This window comes from Tritonibacter sp. AK171 (assembly GCF_030127025.1).
Taxonomy (GTDB): Bacteria; Pseudomonadota; Alphaproteobacteria; order Rhodobacterales; family Rhodobacteraceae; genus Epibacterium; species Epibacterium mobile.
The window spans coordinates 1,852,073-1,871,749 of the sequence record NZ_CP126134.1 but is presented as its reverse complement, the minus strand read 5'-3'; the positions used below and the strand labels follow the sequence as shown (position 1 = coordinate 1,871,749).

Sequence of the window (19,677 nt, the reverse complement as noted above, 5' to 3'; positions counted from 1 at the left end):
TTTGATTTTATGATGATAAGCTCAGTGTTTTTTAATTTTGAGCAGCTTGGATGCGGTGAGGGACGGTGACGGTTTTCACTCCATAACTCCGAAGAAATGCATCCGGCAAAACCGTAATTCTGGGCTGCTGATTGACACCGGGGGGTGTGAGTAATGGCAGCTAGAGTTTCATTGGTTCCGGTCTCAAAGAAAACGAGCCAAAACAGACGCCGGATTATGGTGGCAGGGGGCGCAGGTTTTGTCGGCGCGCATCTGTGCCAACGGCTGGTTCATGATGGCCATGAGGTCCTCTGCATCGACAATTTTCAAACCGGTCGCATGTGCAATATCGTGCATCTTCTGGATGATGAGAACTTCACCTGTGTGTCGCACGACATTGTCGACCCGCTGCCGGATCTGGGACAGGTGGATGAGATCTACAACCTCGCCTGCGCGGCCTCTCCCAAGAAGTATCAGGTCGATCCGATCCACACGTTCAAGACAAATGTGTTTGGGGCGTTGAACCTGCTGGAGCTGGCGTTGCACCACGATGCGACGATCCTGCAATCTTCCACCTCTGAGGTTTATGGTGATCCGGAGATTACGCCGCAGGCGGAGACCTATCGCGGCAACGTCAATACCATGGGGCCGCGCTCTTGCTATGATGAAGGCAAACGGGCGGTGGAGACGCTGTTTTACGATTTCCATCATGCACGCGGCGCCAAAACTCGCGTGGCCCGTATTTTCAACACCTACGGTCCGGGCATGTGCCCTCAGGACGGGCGGGTGATCTCTAACTTCGTTACTCAGGCGCTGTCCGGGGTGCCGGTTACCGTCTATGGCGATGGCAGTCAGACCCGTTCCTTCTGTTTCGTGAGCGATCTGGTGGAGGGGCTTATGGCGCTGATGGCATGCGAGGATGCGCCGGTTCAGGCCTATAACCTCGGCAACCCCGGTGAGTTCACCGTAAGGGAGGTGGCGCAGCACATCATCGAGACCTTGGGGTCCAAGTCAGAGGTCGCTTATCTGGACCTGCCGGTGGATGATCCGCGCCAGCGCTGCCCAGACATTTCCCGCGCCAAGGCTGATCTGAACTGGGCGCCCAAAGTGTCGCTCGCGGATGGGTTGCGGATGACGGTTCCTTATTTTGCGGGGCAGCTTCAACGGCCTGCCGCCCGCCTGCTGGTTGCAGAATGAAGACCGGGCAGAACATATGCGTGACCGGTGGAGCCGGTTACATTGGCAGCCACGCCTGCTATGCGTTGGCCCGCGAAGGGGTCTCGCCGATGGTGGTGGACAATCTGTCGACGGGCAATCGCAGCGCCATTCGCTGGGGGCCGCTGAGCCAGATTGATTTGCGCGATACCGAGCGGCTGGCACAAGCGCTGATCGCCCATGATATTTCGACCGTGATGCATTTTGCAGCGTCTGCCTATGTCGGAGAATCCGTCGCAGACCCAATGAAGTACTACGACAACAACGTTGGTGGCATGCTATCGCTGCTGCGCGCATGCGCGTTGGCCGGAGTAGAGCGGTTTGTGTTCTCCAGCAGTTGTGCCACTTATGGAATACCAGATGTTTTACCCGTGGATGAGCGCGCCGAGCAACGCCCGATCAATCCTTACGGCGAAAGTAAACTGATCTGCGAACACATGTTGCGCGATATTGCGCCTCAGATCGGAATGTCCTTTGCGATCCTGCGGTATTTTAACGTCGCAGGTGCTGATCCCAGCGGCGCATTGGCAGAGCAACATGACCCCGAAACCCATCTGGTGCCGCTGACGCTCTTTACGGCGGCGGGGCGGCGGCATGTGCTCACGCTGTTTGGCGCTGATTATGATACGCCCGATGGCACCTGCATTCGTGACTACATCCATGTCAGTGATTTGGTGCAGGGGCATCTGCTGGCGCTGGATCATCTTGAGGACCACAAGGGCAACCTGATTGTCAATCTGGGCAGCGGTCACGGAGTGTCCAACCTGCAGATCATTCGCACGGTCGAGGAAATCACCCAGCGCCACGTCAGATTGCTGACTGCAGAGCGCCGGGTGGGAGATCCGCCGGTTCTGGTTGCCGACACCACATTCGCCAGTCAGATCCTCGGCTTTGAGCCGCAACGCTCTGATATTGAGACCATCGTCACAGATGCGGCGCGCAGCTTTGGCCTGTTGGAGGCGCAAAATGCAGAATCTGCATGACCTTTCCCGTCAGCCGTTCCGTAGGCCAGTCCTGCAGGGGCGATTGCGTCGTAAATACGTGGCGCTGGCGCTGCTGTGGCTGATCGCGGCGGTGTTCTTCTGGCAATGGTGGCTGCGCCCGGATCATTATACCAGTTGGTATCTCTATTGGCCCGTCACCCTGTGTGTGTTCTGGGTGTTTTTTGTGCAGGCATATCTCCTGGTGTTCTTCCTGCGCGCGCAGCATGCCACTGGCAGCCTCGCCGCGCTGGGGCCGCATCGGGTGGCGATGGTTGTGACCAAGGCCCCCTCAGAGCCGTTCGATGTGGTGCGGGTCACGCTGGAGGCCATGTTGGCGCAGGATGTGCCTCATGACACATGGCTGGCGGACGAAGACCCCGACCAAGAGACCCTTGAATGGTGCGCTCGGCACGGAGTTCAGGTCTCCACCCGCAAAGGCGTCGAGGACTACCACCAAAAAACATGGCCCCGGCGCACCCGCTGCAAAGAGGGCAACCTTGCCTATTTTTATGACCATTACGGCTATGATCGCTATGATTTCGTCTCGCAACTGGATGCGGACCATGTGCCGCAACCGAACTACCTGAGGGAAATTCTGCGCGCCTTTGTTGACCCGGATGTGGGTTATGTCAGCGCGCCGAGCATCTGCTCGCAGAATTCTGCCAACAGCTGGGCTGCCCGCAGCCGATTGCACAGCGAGGCGGTTTTTCACGGTGTGGTGCAGGCGGGCTATGCCAATGGCTGGGCTCCGATGTGTATCGGGTCGCACTATGCGGTGCGGACCAAAGCCCTGCGCGACATCGGCGGACTGGGGCCGGAACTGGCCGAAGATCACTCCACCTCGATGCTGATGAACGCGGGCGGCTGGAAGGGCATGCACGCCATGGATGCCATTGCGCTGGGGGATGGGCCGGCCACATTTGTCGATCTGATTGTGCAAGAGTTTCAATGGTCTCGCAGTCTGATGACCATTCTGTTGCAATATACGCCACGCTATTTCATGGCGCTCTCGCCGCGGCACCGGGTGCAGTTTGTCTTTTGCCAGATGTGCTACCCGCTGCTTGCGGGGTTTATGGCGCTGATGTTCCTCTTTCCCATTGTCGCGCTGTTGTATGACGTACGCTATGCGGAAGTGACGTTTCCGGCTTTTCTTGCCCATGTCTGGCCGTCGACACTGGCGCTGCTGATATTGGTGGGCTGCGTTCGCAGGGACGGGTTCCTGCGGCCCTATGACGCCAAGGTGTTAGGCTGGGAGAAAGTGGCCTTTGCCTTTGCGCAATGGCCTTGGGTTCTCTTGGGTATCGCGATGGCCGTGCGGGACAGGCTGTTTGGCGGTTTTGTCGATTTCCGTGTCACGCCCAAAGGCTCCGGCGTGGTCGCCATGATCCCCTGGGCTGTGCTGTTGCCTTACGCGGTGCTGGCGATGATGTCGCTGCTGCCAGTGCTGCTGGTCGAGCACATCTTGGACGCGGCAGGCTTTTACATCTTCGCGCTGATCAATGCGATTATCTACACGGTGCTGTTTTTTGTGATTGCGCATAAGCACCTGCAGGAAAACCAAATCCGAATTTTCAACTGGCCGCTGCGCACGGCGGCTCAGATGGGATGCGTGGTGCTGCTGTCGGGGTTTATCATGGTGGGCTTTGTGGAGCGCACCAATGCGGCGCTGGTTGCGCTGACCGATACCGGCGGCAAGATCAAGATTTTTAAGCCGTATTTCCCGGTTTCCGGGGCAGGGCGGAGCACCACCAACAGCCCAGTCATGGCCTACGACCCCGACTGGTACTCTCAATTACTTAACTCTCTGATTTCGCAAAGGACGGGAAAATGAAACGCCTCATGGACTTGAAATGCCAGACCTTCAGATATCTTGGGGTCACAGCCGCGCTGGTGCTTGCCACGGCCAGCGCGCCTGCGGCTCAGACGGTTCCGCCGGGGAGCCTGCCCTTTGGTGTCTATGACCCCAATGGTGATTTTACCGATCTCAATGGGGTCTCGATCGAACATCTCTTCCTGCCATGGGAGGACGTGCTGTTGTCGAGCCTCGTAGAAGCCGAGGATTATGCCAAGGCGCGTGATCGTACATTGCTGGTCACCATCGAACCCTGGACCTGGTCGCGTGACGAACGCAACACGCCACGGGTGCTGCGCAACGGTATCGAAAGCGGCGCATATGACGAAAAAATGGCCAATATCTGCGCCGCGCTGGGGCAACTCGACATTCCAATGACGATCCGCTGGGCGCAGGAGATGGACGACAAGAGCGGCCAGTTTATCTGGGCCGGGTGGGAGCCGCAGGCCTATATTTCCGCCTATCGCCGGATGAATGATGTCTGCCGCCAAAGTGTTCCGGATGCTAAATACATGTGGTCGCCACTGGGGCTTGAGAACATGGCCGACTACTACCCCGGAGATGACTTTGTCGATGTGGTGGGGCTTTCGGTGTTCAGCTATCAGCCATGGGAAGGGGCAGTGCTGGGCGGTGCGCAGAGCTTTGAGGACATATTTGGACCGCGCTACGAGCGTGCAATTCAATTCGGCAAACCCGTGATGGTGGCCGAACTGGGCTTTGTGGGGGATGCGGAGCATGTCGCCCAATGGAACGCCGATGTCAGAACCAAGGGAGATCTCTACCCGGAGCTGACGGCTGTGGTCTATTTCGACCAGCAGGAGGTCTACCCTTGGCCGGATGGATTTGGCCTGCCGAACTGGCGCCAAACGGCAAACGTTCTGGAGTGATTTCGCAGCCCGCGGGCAAGGCATTTGCTGTGAGACTGCGCGAGGTCTGGTCTTCGCCAAAGATGAAGAATCACAAATACGCAGTTTTTGCGATATATTCGCGCCCGGCCTGGCCGTAGTGGCGGGTTTTTGCCTGCGCTCTACGCTGACGAAGTGTGGTTTGGTCAATCATACAAAGGCCACCGCAAGTATTGCCGGTAACAAACTGGCAGTTCACAAGAAAATAAACCGCCGCCTCTGAAATATGGGCGCGCGTGTTTTGTTTTCGCTTCCCCAAACTCTCTCTCACTTGACGATATGCGGCTCCGGACCTGCCTTGGGGGCCGCTTGACCGTTAATTATATGTTGTCCTAAATGAGGCACAGGTAACGAGACCCGCTTAATCAAGGGTGGGCTCACAACCCGAGGAGAGCAGTTTTGGTAAGACAGGTAGCACGCCAGTGTCGGCGCGGTTTTTTGGCATTTTCAATCGGAACATCGCTTCTTGCGAGTGCAGCGCTGGGCGCACAAGCAACGGGTGTGAGCAGCCCAGAAGAGGTCGTTCTGGCATCTGGCTCAGGCAGCTATGTGTGCACACCTGCCGGGTTTGGAAAGAAATCCCGCTGCTATCGCCGCTGATCTATTCCAGCCCTGCGCACTAGACTTGAAGTCGTCTTATGCGCCGGGCCTGGGGCGCGATAGACGCGCTAATGTTGCGGCAGGCTGTTCATAGCCTCCTGCGCATATTGGGCCGCCATAGTGATCAACGCATTGGCCGCATTGCGCGGACGTGCGCAGAACAAAGGCAGCTTGGTCGGCGTGTTGTCGACCTCTATGATCTCCAGCTGGCGGTTGCTCAGTTCCCGTGCGATTGCGGCACGCGGCACCAGCGCAAGCCCTGCACCTTCGACCGCCATGCGGATCATCATGAACAGGCTGTCGCTTTGCGTAAAGCGACGGTGACGCCCCAGTCCAAAGGCGGGCCGGTGGGTGCTGCCATGGATGGGCGAGTCCCAGCTGTAGCCGATGATCGGAGAGCGCCCGAGGTCATCATCGCTGAGGCAACCCTGAAACAGCCCCGGCGCGGCAATCCAAACCATATCAAAACTTCCAAGCGGTATGTATTTCAGGCTGCTGTCCTGACTCTCGCTTGAGGCAAAGGCGATGTCGAGCTGACCGGACCCCATGTGGCGCAGCAGGGTTGCGCTTTGGTTGACTTCGATCTCGACCCGCAGGTCGGGGAACTTGCGTTCCATGCGCTCCACCAAAGGCATCAGCCATGTGGCCGCAACCGGCCCGTTGGCTCCAAGACGCAGGCGGCTGTCGCGGGCGTCGGCGCTGCGGTGAAACGACAGATCCTCCGTCAGGCGCAGCACCGTGCGAGCATATTCCAGCAGTTCTTCCCCTTGCACTGTCAGTGCGAGAGTTTGATCGCGGCTTAGCAAGGTGACACCCAGTTCTTCCTCCAGTCCGCGGATGCGCGAAGAGACCGTCGGTTGCGAAATATTCAGCACCTTTGCAGCCTTGCGAAAACTGTTGAGGCGGGTGACCCAGTAAAAGGTCCGAAGGCTGTGAATTTGCATGGCATTCTCTAAGTGATAGAATAATTCTATCGCATTGATCCGCCAATTCAAGTGGACCCGTTCATATCAGCTGGTACGTGATAGAGAAAACGAACCGGAGCTGAGATGACCTATATCCTCGACCCTATGCCGCAGGCGATTGCCCCCCAGAGCCTTGCGCGCCTTTGCGCCTTTGAGACGGTGCTGCTGGGGCATTTTCTCTATCGTGGCATGTTGGACCCGGCGATCCGTCCGGTTGCGGCGACGCCTCGGGTGGTGGGGACGGCGGTGACACTGACCTTGCCGGGGTTTGATTCCACCTTGCTGCATCACGCGGCGGGGATGCTGCGCCAAGGCGATGTACTGGTCATCGACCGCTGCGGCGATCATAAGGCCGCATGTCTGGGTGGCGGGGTCGCTATGGCGATCCGCAATTCCGGCGCGGCTGCGGTGGTGATTGATGGCTGCCACACGGATACGGAGGAATTGGCAGCGCTGGGCTTGCCAGTCTTTAGCCGTGGGGCCTCTGCGCAGACCACGCGGCTGACAGGCCAGGGTGGGGCCCTGAACCGCCCTGTGAGTGTTGGCGGCGTGCCAGTGCTGGCGGGCGATGCGATCCTTGCCGACGGGCTGGGTGTGGTGTCGCTCCATGCGGTGGAATTGCCCGAAATTCTTGCACAAGCAGAAGCGTTGCAAGCGCTCACCGACACGACCATTGCAGGCGTTGCACGTGGCGAGCGGATTGGTGATCTGTCCGGCGCAAGCGAAATGGTTGCGCGGCTCACGGCACCGGCGGGCTGAGCGGGATGGGCACCGTCGCAGATCTGGTGGATGCGGTCTATGCAGACCTCGGCCCGCAGGTGCAGGGGCTGGTCTATGATTACTCTCCGGTGCCCTTTTCCCACGAACCGGGCCGATTTGTACTGCCCGAAATTATCGAGGCGCGCGGTGCGGCAGAGGTGTTGGTGGACGACTGGTGTGGCCGGTCGCTGTATCGGGCCGACCCTGTGCAGCGGCGGGCTGCGAAAATCCTCAATCCTTTTGTCTGGAGTTACCACGCCGAGGAATGCTCGGTCATTCGCGAGGATCTGGGCCAGGGTGATGTGCGTGAGGTGCGCGAGCGGCTCTTGGACTGGACGCTGGGGCGCGGCATGACCGTACCCTTGCACCTGCCGGGGCGGGGATTTGCGACGCTGTCGGCCTTTGTCGAGGGGCGGGCAGATATGGATATGCTGGCACGTTTTGCGTTGCAGGCCTTTGAGTTGCAGGATCGGATCTCGGTCGAGCTGCGGCAGGCGCGCGGCCCGCTGACCCTGCGCGAGGCCGAATGTTTGAGCCATACCGCAGCGGGGCTATCTGCCAAACAGATCGCCCATGAACTCAACCGCTCGGAAAGCATGGTGGTCAAACATCTGCAGGCTGCGGCCTCCAAACTCGGCGCGCGCAATCGCAGCCATGCGGTCGCGATTGCCACACGTCAGGGCTGGATCGACTGAACCGCGCGCGCGGCGGCGTCACGCAGCAGGCCGACATCCGATGTGACAGTGACCAAGGCATGTCCTCGGGCAAACATGTCTTGCGCGTGTTCTCCGGGCAGTGCAGCGCCCCCCAGCAGCTTGCCAGAGGCGCGGATCGCCGTTTCCGCATCTCGCAGTGCCTGTGCCAATTCGGGCGAGGCAAGATCGCCAAAGGTGCCATAGTCGCTGGTCAGATCCAGCGGACCCAGAAAGAGCATGTCGATCCCGTCGATTGCTGCAATCTCGGGGATTGCCTCCAGCCCTGCGCGGCTTTCAATCATCACGGCAACAAGGATCGAGTCATTGGCTGTTTGCGCATGGGAACCGTCAGCGCCAAAGCGGGCAGCGCGCGAGACGGTGAACTGTGCGCCGCGACGGCCCAGCGGCGCGTAGCGCGCGGCCTCTGCAATGGCGCGGGCCTCTTTGCCAGAGCGCACATCGGCCACCATGATCCCGTCAAACCCCGCATCGAGCAGCGGCTTGATCGCCCCGGCAGAACCATCTCGGGCGCGGGCCATGACAAAGGCATCCGACATCGCGCGAATGGCGCGCAGTTCGTGCAGGGCAGATTGCATGTCTGCCGCCGCATGCTCGCGGTCGACAATCAAGAGCGGAAAGCCCGCTTGCGCCATCACCTCATCCACATCGGGATTGGCGAGGAACAGAAATGCGCCGGGCAGGCGGGTTCCGTTCAGCAGGGTCTGGCGCAGGGGTTTCATGAGGCTTCTCCGGTTTTGCATGAGGCTAACGCGGACTGGCGCAGGCGGCATCCTGCAAGATTTTGCAGCTTGTTGGCGGGGCAGCGCCTGCGGCAGTTTTGCCCGAATATCGCCTCCGGTCTGAGCATCGGGGCCAATGGAAGGAGCCGCGCCATGCATCAAACCCCGAAGGTCCAAGAAGGTTACTGCGCCTTTGGTGAGCACCAGACCTGGTACCGGGTGACGGGAGATCTGAGCAACGGCGCGCTGCCCTTGGTGGTGGCCCATGGCGGGCCGGGTTGCACCCATGATTACGTCGATGCCTATAAGGCCATTGCTGCCACAGGGCGGGCGGTGATCCATTATGATCAGCTGGGTAACGGGCGCTCGTCCCACTTGCCGGAGGCCCCGGCAGAGTTCTGGACCGTGGATCTGTTTCTTGATGAACTCGACACCTTGCTGGCGCATCTGGGGATTGCTGATGGCTATTGCCTCTTGGGGCAAAGCTGGGGTGGCATGCTGGCAGCAGAACATGCGGTGCGTCGACCTAAGGGTTTGAAAGCTCTGGTGATTGCAAATTCACCGAGTTCTTTTCCCACTTGGGTCGAAGAGGCGCTGCGCCTGCGTCGTGCGTTGCCGGGCGGGGTGCACGAGACCTTGCTCAAGCACGAAGCGAAGGATGACTTCGACCACCCCGAATACCAAGCCGCGAGCGATATCTTTTATCGCAACCATGTCTGCCGCCTTGATCCCTGGCCGCCAGAGGTGGTGGCGACCTTTGATGCGGTGGCCGCTGATCCCACCGTCTATCACACCATGAATGGGCCGACGGAGTTTCACGTCATCGGCACTCTGAAGGATTGGACCATCGAGGACCGCCTGCACCGAATTGAGGTGCCGACGCTGGTGTTAACCGGCCGCTTTGATGAGGCCACGCCGCGCGCTGCTGAGGCCTACTCCACCCGTATCCCCGGAGCGCAATGGCTGATCCTCGGTCAGTCCAGCCATATGCCACATGTGGAGGAGCATGCGCTCTGTATGCAGGTGGTGTCGTCTTTCTTGGACCGGAGCACAAAATGACCCGTTTTGCCGCAATTCAGATGTGTTCGACAGCGGATGTTGCTGCGAACAATGCCGCGATCGAGGCCCTTGTGCGCGAGGCCGCAGGGCAGGGCGCGCGCGTGATCAGCCTGCCGGAGGCCGCCAACATCCTGCTGCGCGACCAGATGGAGTATCCCGCGCGCTGCCTCCCAGAAGTTGAGGACAGCACGCTTGCGCTCTGTCAGGCGCTGGCGCAGGAACTGGGTGTCTGGCTCCACACCGGATCATTGTTGCTGCGCGCCGAAGAAGGCAGCCGCATCTGGAACCGCGGCCATATGATTTCACCCGCAGGGGCGATCACCGCGCGCTATGACAAGCTGCATACATTCGACGTGGCGCTGGGCGGGGCGGGCGATTTCATCGAGAGCCGCGCGGTGGCACCGGGGCAGCGCGGTGCCATCACCTGCGAGGCGGACGGGCTGAAGCTGGGCCTGTCGATCTGTTATGATCTGCGGTTTTCCTATCTCTTTCGAGCACTGGCCAGCGCGGGCGCTTCGGTCCTGATGATCCCTGCCTCCTTTTCACCGATCACCGGCCCCTTGCACTGGGAGCCGCTGCTGAAAGCCCGCGCCATCGAGACCGGGTCTTATGTGGTGGCGGCGGCGCAATCTGGCACCCGTGATGGGCTGCGCACCCATGGTCAGTCGCGGATCATCTCCCCCATGGGCGAGGTGCTGGCCGCCGCAGGGGATGAGCCGGGCGTGATCTGCGCCGAGGTTGATTTGGCCGATGTCACCGAGACCCGCCGCCGCCTGCCAGTGCTTGCACAGACCCGCGAGATCGGCGAGGTGAGCCATGAGGCGTGAAGTGCCCAAATTTTGCGTTGGTTTCTCGGGCCTTGGCACCGGACTTACCCCCTTATTTCGATCACGAGGTCTCGTATGACATCTGATGCTGCATCAAAGGCGCTGGCGACGTGTCAGCTGACCGACAGCCCTTGGCGCTACGCGTTTCAGGTGGCCGAGGCCCCGGATGCGCCGCTGATCATCGCGGCGCATGGAAGTGATCGCGACATCCGGGGCTTGCTCGACGGGTTGGCGCTAGAGGGGCAGGTGTCGGTTCTTGCGCCTTTGTTCCCGGCAGAGATCGACGGCGAAAATACTGGCGATGACTACAAATTCCTGACCGGAAGTGGTGCGGATTATCTGGTTCTGATGGACCGCATTCTTGCGGATGCGCTGACGCGACTGAATGGCAGGCCCCGCCAGATCTGGCTGTTCGGGTTTTCGGGTGGGGCGCAATTCGCGCAACGCTACGCGCTGTTTCGCGCGGCTCAACTGGACGGGCTCATCCTTGCAGCGCCCGGTGGGGTGACGCTCTTGCGCGCGGATGTGGACTGGTGGCCAGGTCTGCGTGGTGCTGCGCGGGCCGTGGGGGCAGAGGTGGATGTCGAGGCGCTCCAAACACTGCGCACGGCAATCCTTGTCGGTGCGGAAGATCGCGCCGCTGGCATGGTCTCGCGCGCGCAGGGCACAAAATTCGGGGCACGTGACGCAGGCCTTGCCGGAGATACCCGTATCGACAAGGCGCGCGCGCTGCGCGACAGCCTGAGCGCCCATGACGCGCCCGTGACTTACACAGAACTTCCCGGTGTGGGGCATAAGCTTGCCCCCTGCACTGAGGCCGCCGCAGTGATCCTGCGCGATTGGCTGACCCAAGAACAAGCAAGCACTCTTCCAACATCCGACAGGAGACACAGATGACAGGTTTCTGGATCACTGGCACGGCAGCCCTGTTTGCTGCAGGTGTGGCGCAGGCGCAGTCCATTCCCGAGGGCTACCCCGCCGATTATGCAGAACTGATCAGCGCAGCCGAGACTGAGGGCTCTCTGCTGATCTATACCAATCTTTCCAACACCAACCTCGGCCCCGTCGTCGAAGCCTTTGCACAGGCCTATCCCAACATCACCGTGGAATCGATCGAGATGGGCCCCTCCGAGGCCTTCTCGCGCTATGAGGCCGAGGTCGGCACCGGTGTTGAAAGCGCCGATCTGATCATCGCCAATTCGATCCCCGACTGGATTCGCGCGGTTGAGGAAGGCGTCATCGCCGATTATGCCTCGCCCGAGCGGGCGAACCTGCCGGAATGGTCCTATCCCGAGCCGGGGCTTTATACATTCTCTGCCGATCCGATGGTGACGATCTATAACAAAATCACCGTGCCCGAAGAGCTGCAGGTCAGCTCTATGGAGGAGTACTTCGCCAATATCACCGCGCATCCTTCGGTTTTTGAGGGCAAAGTAGGCACCTATGATGGGCGCTACGCCTTTGGTGGTTCCATAGGCTATGCCTTCACTCAGCATCACGGCGATGCGGCGTGGAACTGGTTTGCCGCGGCCGGGCCATTGACCCGTCCGGGTGGCGGTGCCGGTGGCATGATCGAGCGCACGTTGACGGGCGAGTTGTCCTCGTCGTTCTTTGTCTCCGGCCCGGTGGTCTTTGGTAAGATGAAAGACGGGCTGGAAGCCGTCCTGGGCTGGACCTTCCCCTCTGATGGCACGCCAGTGTTCCTGCGTGGCATGGGCATCACCGAGAGCGCGCCGAATGCAGCGGCGGCACGGGTGTTCCTTGATTTTGTGCTCTCCGAGCCGGGCCAGCAGGCCGTAAGCGCCGGTAGCCTCACGGCCTATCGTCCGGGTGTCGCACCCGAGGACGAGGATGCCTATGCGCTGGATGACGTGATCAAGGCCATCGGTGGTGCTGAAAACCTCATCCTGATCGATTACGACCCGGACATGGTCGCAGGTTTCAAGGCCTTCAACGCCCGCTGGGGCGAAGCCTTCAACATGTAATCTCTCCGGGGCCGATGGGCATAGATGCAATCGGCCCCGTCTGAAAGGACCTCTCCCCCATGGCATTTCTGTCTCGGACCGGCCCCCACCATGGCACGGCCTCCCCGCCGCCATTTGACCGGGCGCGGCTTATTCAATGGCTGATCTTTCTGGTCACGGCCTCGCTGATGCTGGCCCCTGCGCTGCCTATCCTGTTGCAGGTGGTCGTTGATCGCCCCCTCTATGCGGATGACTGGCAGTTCACCCTTGGCAATATTGCGCAGATCTTTCAGTCAGAGCGCATTGGCCGCATTGCACTGACCACCGGGCTGTTTGCGCTCTTTAGTGTGATCATCGCCGAGGTGCTGGGTATCGCCGCCGCGCTGCTGATCGGACGGACGGACATGCCGGGCCGCAAGGTCATGGGCGATGTCTTGATGTGGCCGCTCTATCTGTCGCACCTTATCTTTGCGCTGGGCTGGGTGATCATCTACGGCCCCTCAGGATTTGTGACGCAGTTGATCGCCCAAAGCACCGGAGAAGCGCCGTGGAACCTCTATTCCATTGCGGGCATGTCGGTGGTGGCCGGGATCAGTCAGGCTCCGCTGGCCTATCTCTATTGTCTTTACGGTGCGGTGCGATCCGTGGATTCCACACTGGAAAGTGCCGCGCGCACCACGGGCGCTGGCCCACTGCAAGTGCTGCGCAAGGTGACGCTGCCGCTGATGATCCCATCGATCATTACCTCCACGGCGCTCAATCTGGTGATTGCGGTGGAAACCCTGTCGATCCCGCTGTTTCTGGCCCGACCGGCGCGGATCGATACCCTGTCGACCTTTCTCTATGCCGAGGGCATCGCGGCCTCCAATCCCAATCACGGGCTGGTTGCGGCCTCATCGCTTCTGTTGATGACGCTGGTTGGCTCCACGCTGATGCTGCAACGCATGCTGCTGCGCCATGGCCACCGCTATGAGACCGTCAAGGGCAAGGGCTCGCGCCCGATGGTGCTGGGACTGGGCAAGTTGCGCTGGCCACTGGCGATCCTGTTCGCAACGGTGCTGATAACCACTGTGGTTGTGCCGATTGCGGGCATCATCTTGCGGGCCTTCACGTCCTTCCTGTCGCCACTGGTGCCGGTGTCTAAGGTGCTGACGCTCAACAATTTTGATAAGCTCTTTGCAGATGAGGCCAACATTCGCGCGATCTGGAACACGGTCGAAATCGCGCTGCTGTCTGCGGGGTTGGGCACGTTGTTGGCGGTGGCGGTTGCGCTGGTGATCCAGCGATCCGATTTTCGCTTTGCTGGCACGCTGGAGGCATTGGCCTATTCGCCGCGTGTGGTGCCGGGCATGATCACCGGTCTTGGCGTGTTCTATGCTGCGGTGATCCTGCCGCCGATGGGCTGGCTTCGCGGTAATATCGGGATCATCGTGGTGGCCTATGTGATGGCAACCCTGCCGCTGGCGATGGGGGTGATCCAGCCTGCGATTGTGCAGATCGGGCGGGATCTCGACCGGGCGGCGCGCACGGTGGGGGCGGATTGGAGCGATGCCATGCGCCTCATTCTGCTGCCGCTGCTGAAACCGGCGCTGTTGGGCAGTTTCATTCTGCTTTTCGTGTTCCACCTCAAATCCTACATCATTGCCATCTTCCTGATGGCACCGGGGCTGGAGGTCATGGGCGTTTCGATGCTGTCGCTCTGGACCAATGGTGACGTGGGCGTGCTTGCGGCCTTTGCCACCTTCCAGATCGTGCTGGTCGCCACGCTGCTGCTCCTCGCCCGCTTCCTCTTCAAGGTTAAGATCTATGACTGAACTTGTTCTCTGTGATGTGTCTCGCCGTTACGGCGCGGCGCTGGCCATCGACTCGCTGAATCTCACGGTGTCTGAAGGCGAATTCCTGACATTGCTTGGTCCCTCGGGCTGCGGCAAATCCACCACGCTGGCCTCCATCGCTGGGCTGGACCAGCCGACCGGCGGGCGGATCACCTTTGGTGATCGGGTGCTGGTGGATGCGGATACAGGCGCCTATCTGCCACCCGAAGCGCGCGGGTTTGGCGTGGTGTTCCAGAGCTACGCGCTCTGGCCGCATATGACGGTGGAAAACAACGTCGCCATGTCGCTCAAATTACGCAAGGTCCCAAGTGCCGAGCGCAAAAAGCGGGTGGCCGAGGCACTGGATCTGGTGGAGCTGGGCGGCCTGGCGAAACGCTACCCGGGCGAGCTTTCTGGGGGCCAGCAGCAACGGGTCGCACTGGCGCGCGCGATTGTCTTCCGCCCGCCGCTCCTTCTGCTGGATGAGCCACTGTCCAACCTTGATGCGCAGTTGCGCCAGCAGGCGCGGGTCTGGCTCAAGGATATTCAGCGCGAGCTGGGTTTGACCACGATCTACGTGACCCATGATCAGGACGAGGCGCTGGCCATGTCGGATCGCATTGTGGTGATGCGCGGTGGCAGGGTGATCCAGCTTGGCACCCCCAAAGATATCTACCGCGACCCGCAGCATCCTTTTGCTGCGAGCTTTATCGGCAATGCGAACCTGCTGGAGGTGTCTGGCGGCGCGGTGGCAGAGCCGGGAGCCTGCACTGTTGCGCTGGCCGATGGGCAGCCGATCCATGGCCGTGCGCCGGTGGGCGGGCTGGTCTCGGGCAAGCAGTTGCTGGCGGTGCGCCCCCATCTGATCCGCCACGAGGCCTGCGCGGATGCGTCGGAAATCACCGTCGAGTTTGGCGCTGAGAGCTATCTTGGCGATCATTTTGAACAGGACGTGCATGTAGCCGGGATCACCCTGCGCCTGAGCGTAGAAGAGCCACAGCCGCGCGGCACCGGGCGCATCTGGATTCGTCAGCAGGACGCGGTGGTGTTTTGTGCGGATAGCTAAGCTGGGTGGTTGAGACCTGAAAGAAATCTGCCCGCGGTGCTTTAAACACGGCGGGCAGTTTCATTTTCAAGCTATTGCTTGGGCGGCGGCGAGGCCAGAACCGGGGCAAGGCTGTCGACAAAAACATCCATGAAATCACGCACAACCCGTGGCACGCTGACGGCACTGGGGAAAAGGATCGACAACCGGTGGTGAATTTTGGGCTCGAACGGCTTGATAATAATGCCAGAATCTCGAAACCCTTCGGCATCAAGCGCGCTCACCACAGACGCGCCGACACCTTCGCGCACCATCAGGCAGGCAGATGTGAACTGCCGCACCTCCACAAGGCTGTTCATCTCGGTCTCATATTCAGCAAAGGCGCGCGAAAGGCGGCGATAAAAGCCACTGTCGCGCCGTGTGTGGATGAGTTTCTCTTCGGCGAGATCACGCGGAGTAATGACGGGCTTGTGCGCAAGCGGATGCCCTTTGGGCAGAATGCAGGCGGAACGCACAAAGAGATCAATGCTCTCGGTTGCCGGATGACCGGCGAAATCATCGGTGATGCCGCAGTCGTACTGCTCGCCAATGATCCATTCCAGAATGCGCTCGGGGCGATCCGGCTCCAGCGCCACGGTGACGCCGGGGCGTTCTTTTAAAAATCGTGCAAGGATCTGTGGCAGGTGCGAAGTGGCAAAGCCGGGCAGGCAGGCAATCCGCATGTGTCCGCCGGTGCGTTCCTTGAGATCGCGGCGCAGATCTTCGAGGTGATCCAGACCCGCTAGGATGCGGCGCACCTCGGTCAACAAGTGCCGAGAATCGCTTGTGGGTTCCAAAATTCCGCGACGGCGCTGGAACAATTCGAGGTCCATCGAGGCGGAAAAATCAGAAATCAACCGGCTGACTGCGGGCTGTGAAATCCCCAGCATCTCTGCCGCTTTGGTGATGCTTCCGGTCTCCGCGACTGCTTTGAAAGCCTGAAGTTGGCGTAATTTGAACTGCACTCTTGCATCCTTATTGCGGTTGATGGTCGAGGGGTGATGAGCTGTTTATAATATTGTGTTATGACATTGTTGTGAAACTTTCACTTGAATTATGTTTCTTCCTGTCAAATGCTGCCCGCGAATGACCTGAGGAGGATAAAACGATGGGTGTTTCAAAAATCGCATTGACCTGCGCCTTGGCAACGGGCCTGACCGCCGGTGCCGCTTGGGCCGAGACTGAAATTCAGTGGTGGCACGCCATGGGCGGTGCCAATGGCGAGCGCGTGGACAAGATCGCAGCCGACTTCAACGCCAGCCAGTCCGACTACAAGATCGTGCCCACCTATAAGGGCAACTACACCGAAACCATGACCGCTGCCGTGGCGGCCTTCCGCGCCGGTGAGCAGCCGCATCTGGTGCAGGTGTTCGAGGTCGGCACCGCCACCATGATGGCCGCCAAGGGTGCGATCTACCCGGTCGAGCAGATGATGGCCGACGCGGGCGAGCCGTTTGACAAATCCGACTATCTGCCGGCGGTGATCTCCTACTACCAGACCCCCGAGGGTGAGCTGTTGTCGATGCCCTTCAACAGCTCTACCCCGGTGATGTGGTACAACGCCGATGCGCTGGAGGCTGCGGGCGTCGACGTTCCCGAAACATGGGATGACGTCAAAACCGCCGCACAGGCGCTGGTCGACAACGGCATGGAATGCGGCCTGTCCTTTGGCTGGCAGTCCTGGGTGATGATCGAGAACTTCTCCGCGTGGCACAACATGGAGATGGGCACCAAGGAAAACGGCTTTGCTGGGTTTGACACTGAATTTGTGTTCAACAACGACAAGGTTGAGGCCCGTCTGGACGACATCGCCTCCATGAGCGAGGGCAACCTGTTCAAATACGGTGGCCGTCGCGGCGACAGCCTGCCGCTGTTCACCAATGGCGAATGCGGCATGTGGATGAACTCTTCGGCTTATTACGGCTCCATGGTGGAACAGGCGAAGTTCAAGTTCGGCCAGACCATGCTGCCGCTCGACACCTCCGTCGCGGATGCGCCGCAGAACTCCATCATCGGTGGTGCGACTCTCTGGGCGCTGGCTGGTCACGAAGCTGAGGAATACAAAGGTCTGGCGAAATTCATGACCTACCTGTCCTCGCCCGAGGTGCAGGCCTGGTGGCATCAGGAGACCGGCTATGTTCCGATCACCACTGCTGCCTATGAGCTGAGCAAGGAACAGGGTTTTTATGACAAAAACCCCGGCACCGACACTGCGATCAAACAGCTGAGCCTCAACACGCCGACGCCGAACTCCCGCGGCATTCGTTTTGGCAACTTCGTGCAGGTGCGCGACGTCATCAACGAAGAGCTCGAAGCGCTCTGGGCTGGTGACAAGACCGCTGCCGAGGCGCTTGATACTGCGGTGGAACGCGGCAACGCACTTCTGCGCAAGTTCGAACGCTCCGTGAAGTAATCGCCCACGACTCTCCCCGGTCTTGCAGTGATGCAGGGCCGGGGAGGGCCGATTTTTATCCTTTTCCAGAAAGGACCCCGAGGCGCCTATGCTGAAACGCGTCCATTTCCCCGCATCCCTGTTGCCCTACCTGCTGGTCGCGCCGCAAATCGCGATCACTTTGGTGTTTTTCATCTGGCCCGCCAGTCAGGCGGTCTATCAGTCGTTCCTGATCGAGGACGCCTTTGGTCTGTCGACCGAATTCGTCTGGTTCGAGAACTTCGAGCTATTGTTCGAGGACGACATCTATCTGGCCACCTTTGGCCGCACGATTTTCTTTTCCGCTGCCGTGGCGATCCTGTCGATGTCGATGGCGCTGATCCTTGCGGGCTTTGCCGACCGGGTCGTGCGCGGGGCGACGGCCTATCGCACACTCCTGATCTGGCCCTACGCGGTGGCGCCGGTTCTGGCGGGTGCGCTGTGGGTATTCATGTTCAACCCGACGCTGGGGATCTTTCCCTATATCCTCGATTTTGTCGGCGTGGACTGGAACCACTACCTGAACGGCAATCAGGCGATGGCGCTGGTGGTCTTTGCCTCCGCATGGAAGCAGATCGCCTATAACTTCCTGTTCTATCTTGCCGCGATGCAGTCGATCCCGCGCTCGGTGATCGAGGCCGCCGCCATTGATGGCGCAGGCCCGATCCGCCGGTTCAAGGATTTCATCTTCCCACTGGTGTCGCCGACCACGTTCTTCCTGCTGGTCATCAACGCGGTCTATGCGTTTTTCGAGACCTTCGGCATCATCCACGCGGTGACGCAGGGCGGGCCTGCAAACTCCACCACCATCCTCGTCTACAAGGTGTTCAACGACGGCTTTGTTGGCCTTGATCTGGGGGGCTCTGCCGCGCAGTCGGTGATCCTGATGGTGCTGGTCATTGCCATGACCGTGGTTCAGTTCCGCTTTGTCGAGAGAAGGGTGCAGTACTGATGGTTGAAAATCGACCCATCCTGAACATCGTCAGCCACATCGTCCTGATCCTCGGCATTGCCATCGTGGCGCTGCCGATCTGGATCACCTTTGTGGCCGCCACCCATGATGCAGTGCGCATGACTCAAGCGCCGATCCCGCTCTTGCCGGGCAGGCATTTCTGGGAGAACTTCCAGCAAACGCTCTGGGGCTCCGGCCTGTCGGGCACCGAGATTGCCCCGGTCTGGCGGATGCTTCTGAACTCTCTGGCGATGGCGATGATGATCTCGCTGGGCAAGATCGCGATATCACTGATCTCGGCCTTTGCCATCGTCTATTTCAAGTTCCCGTTCCGCATGGGGTTCTTCTGGCTGATCTTCATCACCCTGATGCTGCCGGTCGAGGTGCGCATCCTGCCCACGTTTGAGGTGGTCGCGGATCTTGGCATGCTCAACAGCTATTGGGGGCTGTCGGTGCCGCTGATCGCCTCGGCCACCGCGACCTTCATGTTCCGGCAGGTGTTCCTGACCATCCCGGACGAGATGCTCGAAAGCGCAAGGATCGACGGGGCAGGGCCGATGCGGTTCTTCTGGGACATTGTGATCCCGCTCAGCCGCACCAATATCGCGGCGCTGTTTGTGATCCTGTTCATCTACGGCTGGAACCAGTACCTCTGGCCGCTGCTGATCACCACCGACACCGACATGACCACCATTGTCATGAGCATCAAACAGATGCTGGAGGCGGCAGAGCAATCCCCGCAATGGAACATCATCATGATGACGGCCCTTCTGGCGATGATCCCGCCGGTCTTTGTCGTCATCGCAATGCAGAAGCTCTTTGTTCAGGGCCTCACCGAGACAGATAAATAGGC

18 protein-coding genes are annotated in these 19,677 nt (G+C 60.0%); 15 read left to right on the top strand and 3 right to left on the bottom strand.

The annotated features are described in order from the left end of the window. Positions 1-153: 153 nt before the first annotated feature. The 4 genes from QNI81_RS08870 to QNI81_RS08855 are packed head-to-tail and all read left to right on the top strand — an operon-like array spanning position 154 to position 4,916. On the top strand, positions 154-1,176 hold the full coding sequence (locus QNI81_RS08870) for a UDP-glucuronic acid decarboxylase family protein (RefSeq protein WP_283966271.1): 1,023 nt from the start codon (positions 154-156) through the stop codon (positions 1,174-1,176). After that, positions 1,173-2,177 (top strand): UDP-glucose 4-epimerase GalE, encoded by a 1,005-nt coding sequence (gene galE, locus QNI81_RS08865; protein ID WP_126137280.1) that lies wholly within the window; start codon positions 1,173-1,175, stop codon positions 2,175-2,177. Before QNI81_RS08870 ends, galE begins: the two co-directional genes overlap by 4 nt. Then, positions 2,161-4,008 (top strand): glycosyltransferase family 2 protein, encoded by a 1,848-nt coding sequence (locus tag QNI81_RS08860; RefSeq protein WP_283966270.1) that lies wholly within the window; start codon positions 2,161-2,163, stop codon positions 4,006-4,008. Before galE ends, QNI81_RS08860 begins: the two co-directional genes overlap by 17 nt. Next, the gene (locus QNI81_RS08855; protein WP_065323119.1) at positions 4,005-4,916 is read left to right on the top strand and encodes a glycoside hydrolase family 26 protein; all 912 of its coding nucleotides are present in this window, start codon (positions 4,005-4,007) and stop codon (positions 4,914-4,916) included. The genes QNI81_RS08860 and QNI81_RS08855 overlap by 4 nt, the downstream gene beginning before the upstream one ends. Positions 4,917-5,602: 686 nt before the next feature. Here QNI81_RS08855 and QNI81_RS08850 read toward each other — a convergent pair. Next, a complete protein-coding gene (locus QNI81_RS08850; RefSeq protein WP_283966269.1) occupies positions 5,603-6,478 on the bottom strand; it encodes a LysR family transcriptional regulator in 876 nt (291 codons plus the stop codon). Between the two features lie 105 nt (positions 6,479-6,583). Between QNI81_RS08850 and QNI81_RS08845 the strand changes: the two genes are divergently transcribed. Both QNI81_RS08845 and QNI81_RS08840 read left to right on the top strand, forming a co-directional pair. Beyond that, complete coding sequence (locus tag QNI81_RS08845) at positions 6,584-7,258, top strand: RraA family protein (protein ID WP_009178945.1); 675 nt, start codon at positions 6,584-6,586, stop codon at positions 7,256-7,258. Between the two features lie 5 nt (positions 7,259-7,263). Next, positions 7,264-7,953, top strand: a complete 690-nt coding sequence (locus tag QNI81_RS08840) for a helix-turn-helix transcriptional regulator (protein WP_009179191.1) — start codon at positions 7,264-7,266, stop codon at positions 7,951-7,953. Here the strand turns inward: QNI81_RS08840 and QNI81_RS08835 are convergent. Further along, a complete protein-coding gene (locus QNI81_RS08835) occupies positions 7,935-8,693 on the bottom strand; it encodes an HpcH/HpaI aldolase family protein (RefSeq protein ID WP_283966268.1) in 759 nt (252 codons plus the stop codon). The genes QNI81_RS08840 and QNI81_RS08835 overlap by 19 nt on opposite strands. Positions 8,694-8,846: 153 nt before the next feature. On the opposite strand from QNI81_RS08835, the gene QNI81_RS08830 reads away from it, so the two are divergent. From QNI81_RS08830 to QNI81_RS08805, 6 genes are all read left to right on the top strand, one after another. Beyond that, on the top strand, positions 8,847-9,752 hold the full coding sequence (locus QNI81_RS08830; RefSeq protein ID WP_283966267.1) for a proline iminopeptidase-family hydrolase: 906 nt from the start codon (positions 8,847-8,849) through the stop codon (positions 9,750-9,752). Next, positions 9,749-10,579 (top strand): carbon-nitrogen hydrolase family protein, encoded by an 831-nt coding sequence (locus QNI81_RS08825; protein ID WP_283966266.1) that lies wholly within the window; start codon positions 9,749-9,751, stop codon positions 10,577-10,579. The genes QNI81_RS08830 and QNI81_RS08825 overlap by 4 nt, the downstream gene beginning before the upstream one ends. A gap of 75 nt (positions 10,580-10,654) precedes the next feature. After that, entirely contained in the window at positions 10,655-11,476 is an 822-nt protein-coding gene (locus QNI81_RS08820; protein WP_283966265.1) for an alpha/beta hydrolase, read from the top strand. Then, positions 11,473-12,564: an ABC transporter substrate-binding protein gene (locus QNI81_RS08815; RefSeq protein WP_283966264.1), complete on the top strand. Its 1,092-nt coding sequence runs from the start codon at positions 11,473-11,475 to the stop codon at positions 12,562-12,564. The genes QNI81_RS08820 and QNI81_RS08815 overlap by 4 nt, the downstream gene beginning before the upstream one ends. A gap of 59 nt (positions 12,565-12,623) precedes the next feature. Further along, complete coding sequence (locus QNI81_RS08810; protein WP_110363244.1) at positions 12,624-14,357, top strand: ABC transporter permease; 1,734 nt, start codon at positions 12,624-12,626, stop codon at positions 14,355-14,357. Further along, positions 14,350-15,423 (top strand): ABC transporter ATP-binding protein, encoded by a 1,074-nt coding sequence (locus QNI81_RS08805; RefSeq protein WP_283966263.1) that lies wholly within the window; start codon positions 14,350-14,352, stop codon positions 15,421-15,423. Before QNI81_RS08810 ends, QNI81_RS08805 begins: the two co-directional genes overlap by 8 nt. Positions 15,424-15,494: 71 nt before the next feature. On the opposite strand, the gene QNI81_RS08800 is transcribed toward QNI81_RS08805, so the two are convergent. After that, positions 15,495-16,406: a LysR substrate-binding domain-containing protein gene (locus QNI81_RS08800; RefSeq protein ID WP_005608100.1), complete on the bottom strand. Its 912-nt coding sequence runs from the start codon at positions 16,404-16,406 to the stop codon at positions 15,495-15,497. Positions 16,407-16,549: 143 nt separating this feature from the next. Here QNI81_RS08800 and ugpB point away from each other — a divergent pair, with 143 nt between their 5' ends. The 3 genes from ugpB (at position 16,550) to ugpE (ending at position 19,675) form a co-directional block, all read left to right on the top strand. Then, positions 16,550-17,854: a sn-glycerol-3-phosphate ABC transporter substrate-binding protein UgpB gene (gene ugpB, locus QNI81_RS08795; protein ID WP_009178683.1), complete on the top strand. Its 1,305-nt coding sequence runs from the start codon at positions 16,550-16,552 to the stop codon at positions 17,852-17,854. 88 nt (positions 17,855-17,942) lie between these two features. Next, positions 17,943-18,824, top strand: a complete 882-nt coding sequence (ugpA, locus tag QNI81_RS08790) for a sn-glycerol-3-phosphate ABC transporter permease UgpA (protein ID WP_126137268.1) — start codon at positions 17,943-17,945, stop codon at positions 18,822-18,824. Next, positions 18,824-19,675 (top strand): sn-glycerol-3-phosphate ABC transporter permease UgpE, encoded by an 852-nt coding sequence (ugpE, locus tag QNI81_RS08785; protein WP_283966262.1) that lies wholly within the window; start codon positions 18,824-18,826, stop codon positions 19,673-19,675. The genes ugpA and ugpE overlap by 1 nt, the downstream gene beginning before the upstream one ends. The last annotated feature ends 2 nt before the right edge of the window (positions 19,676-19,677 follow it).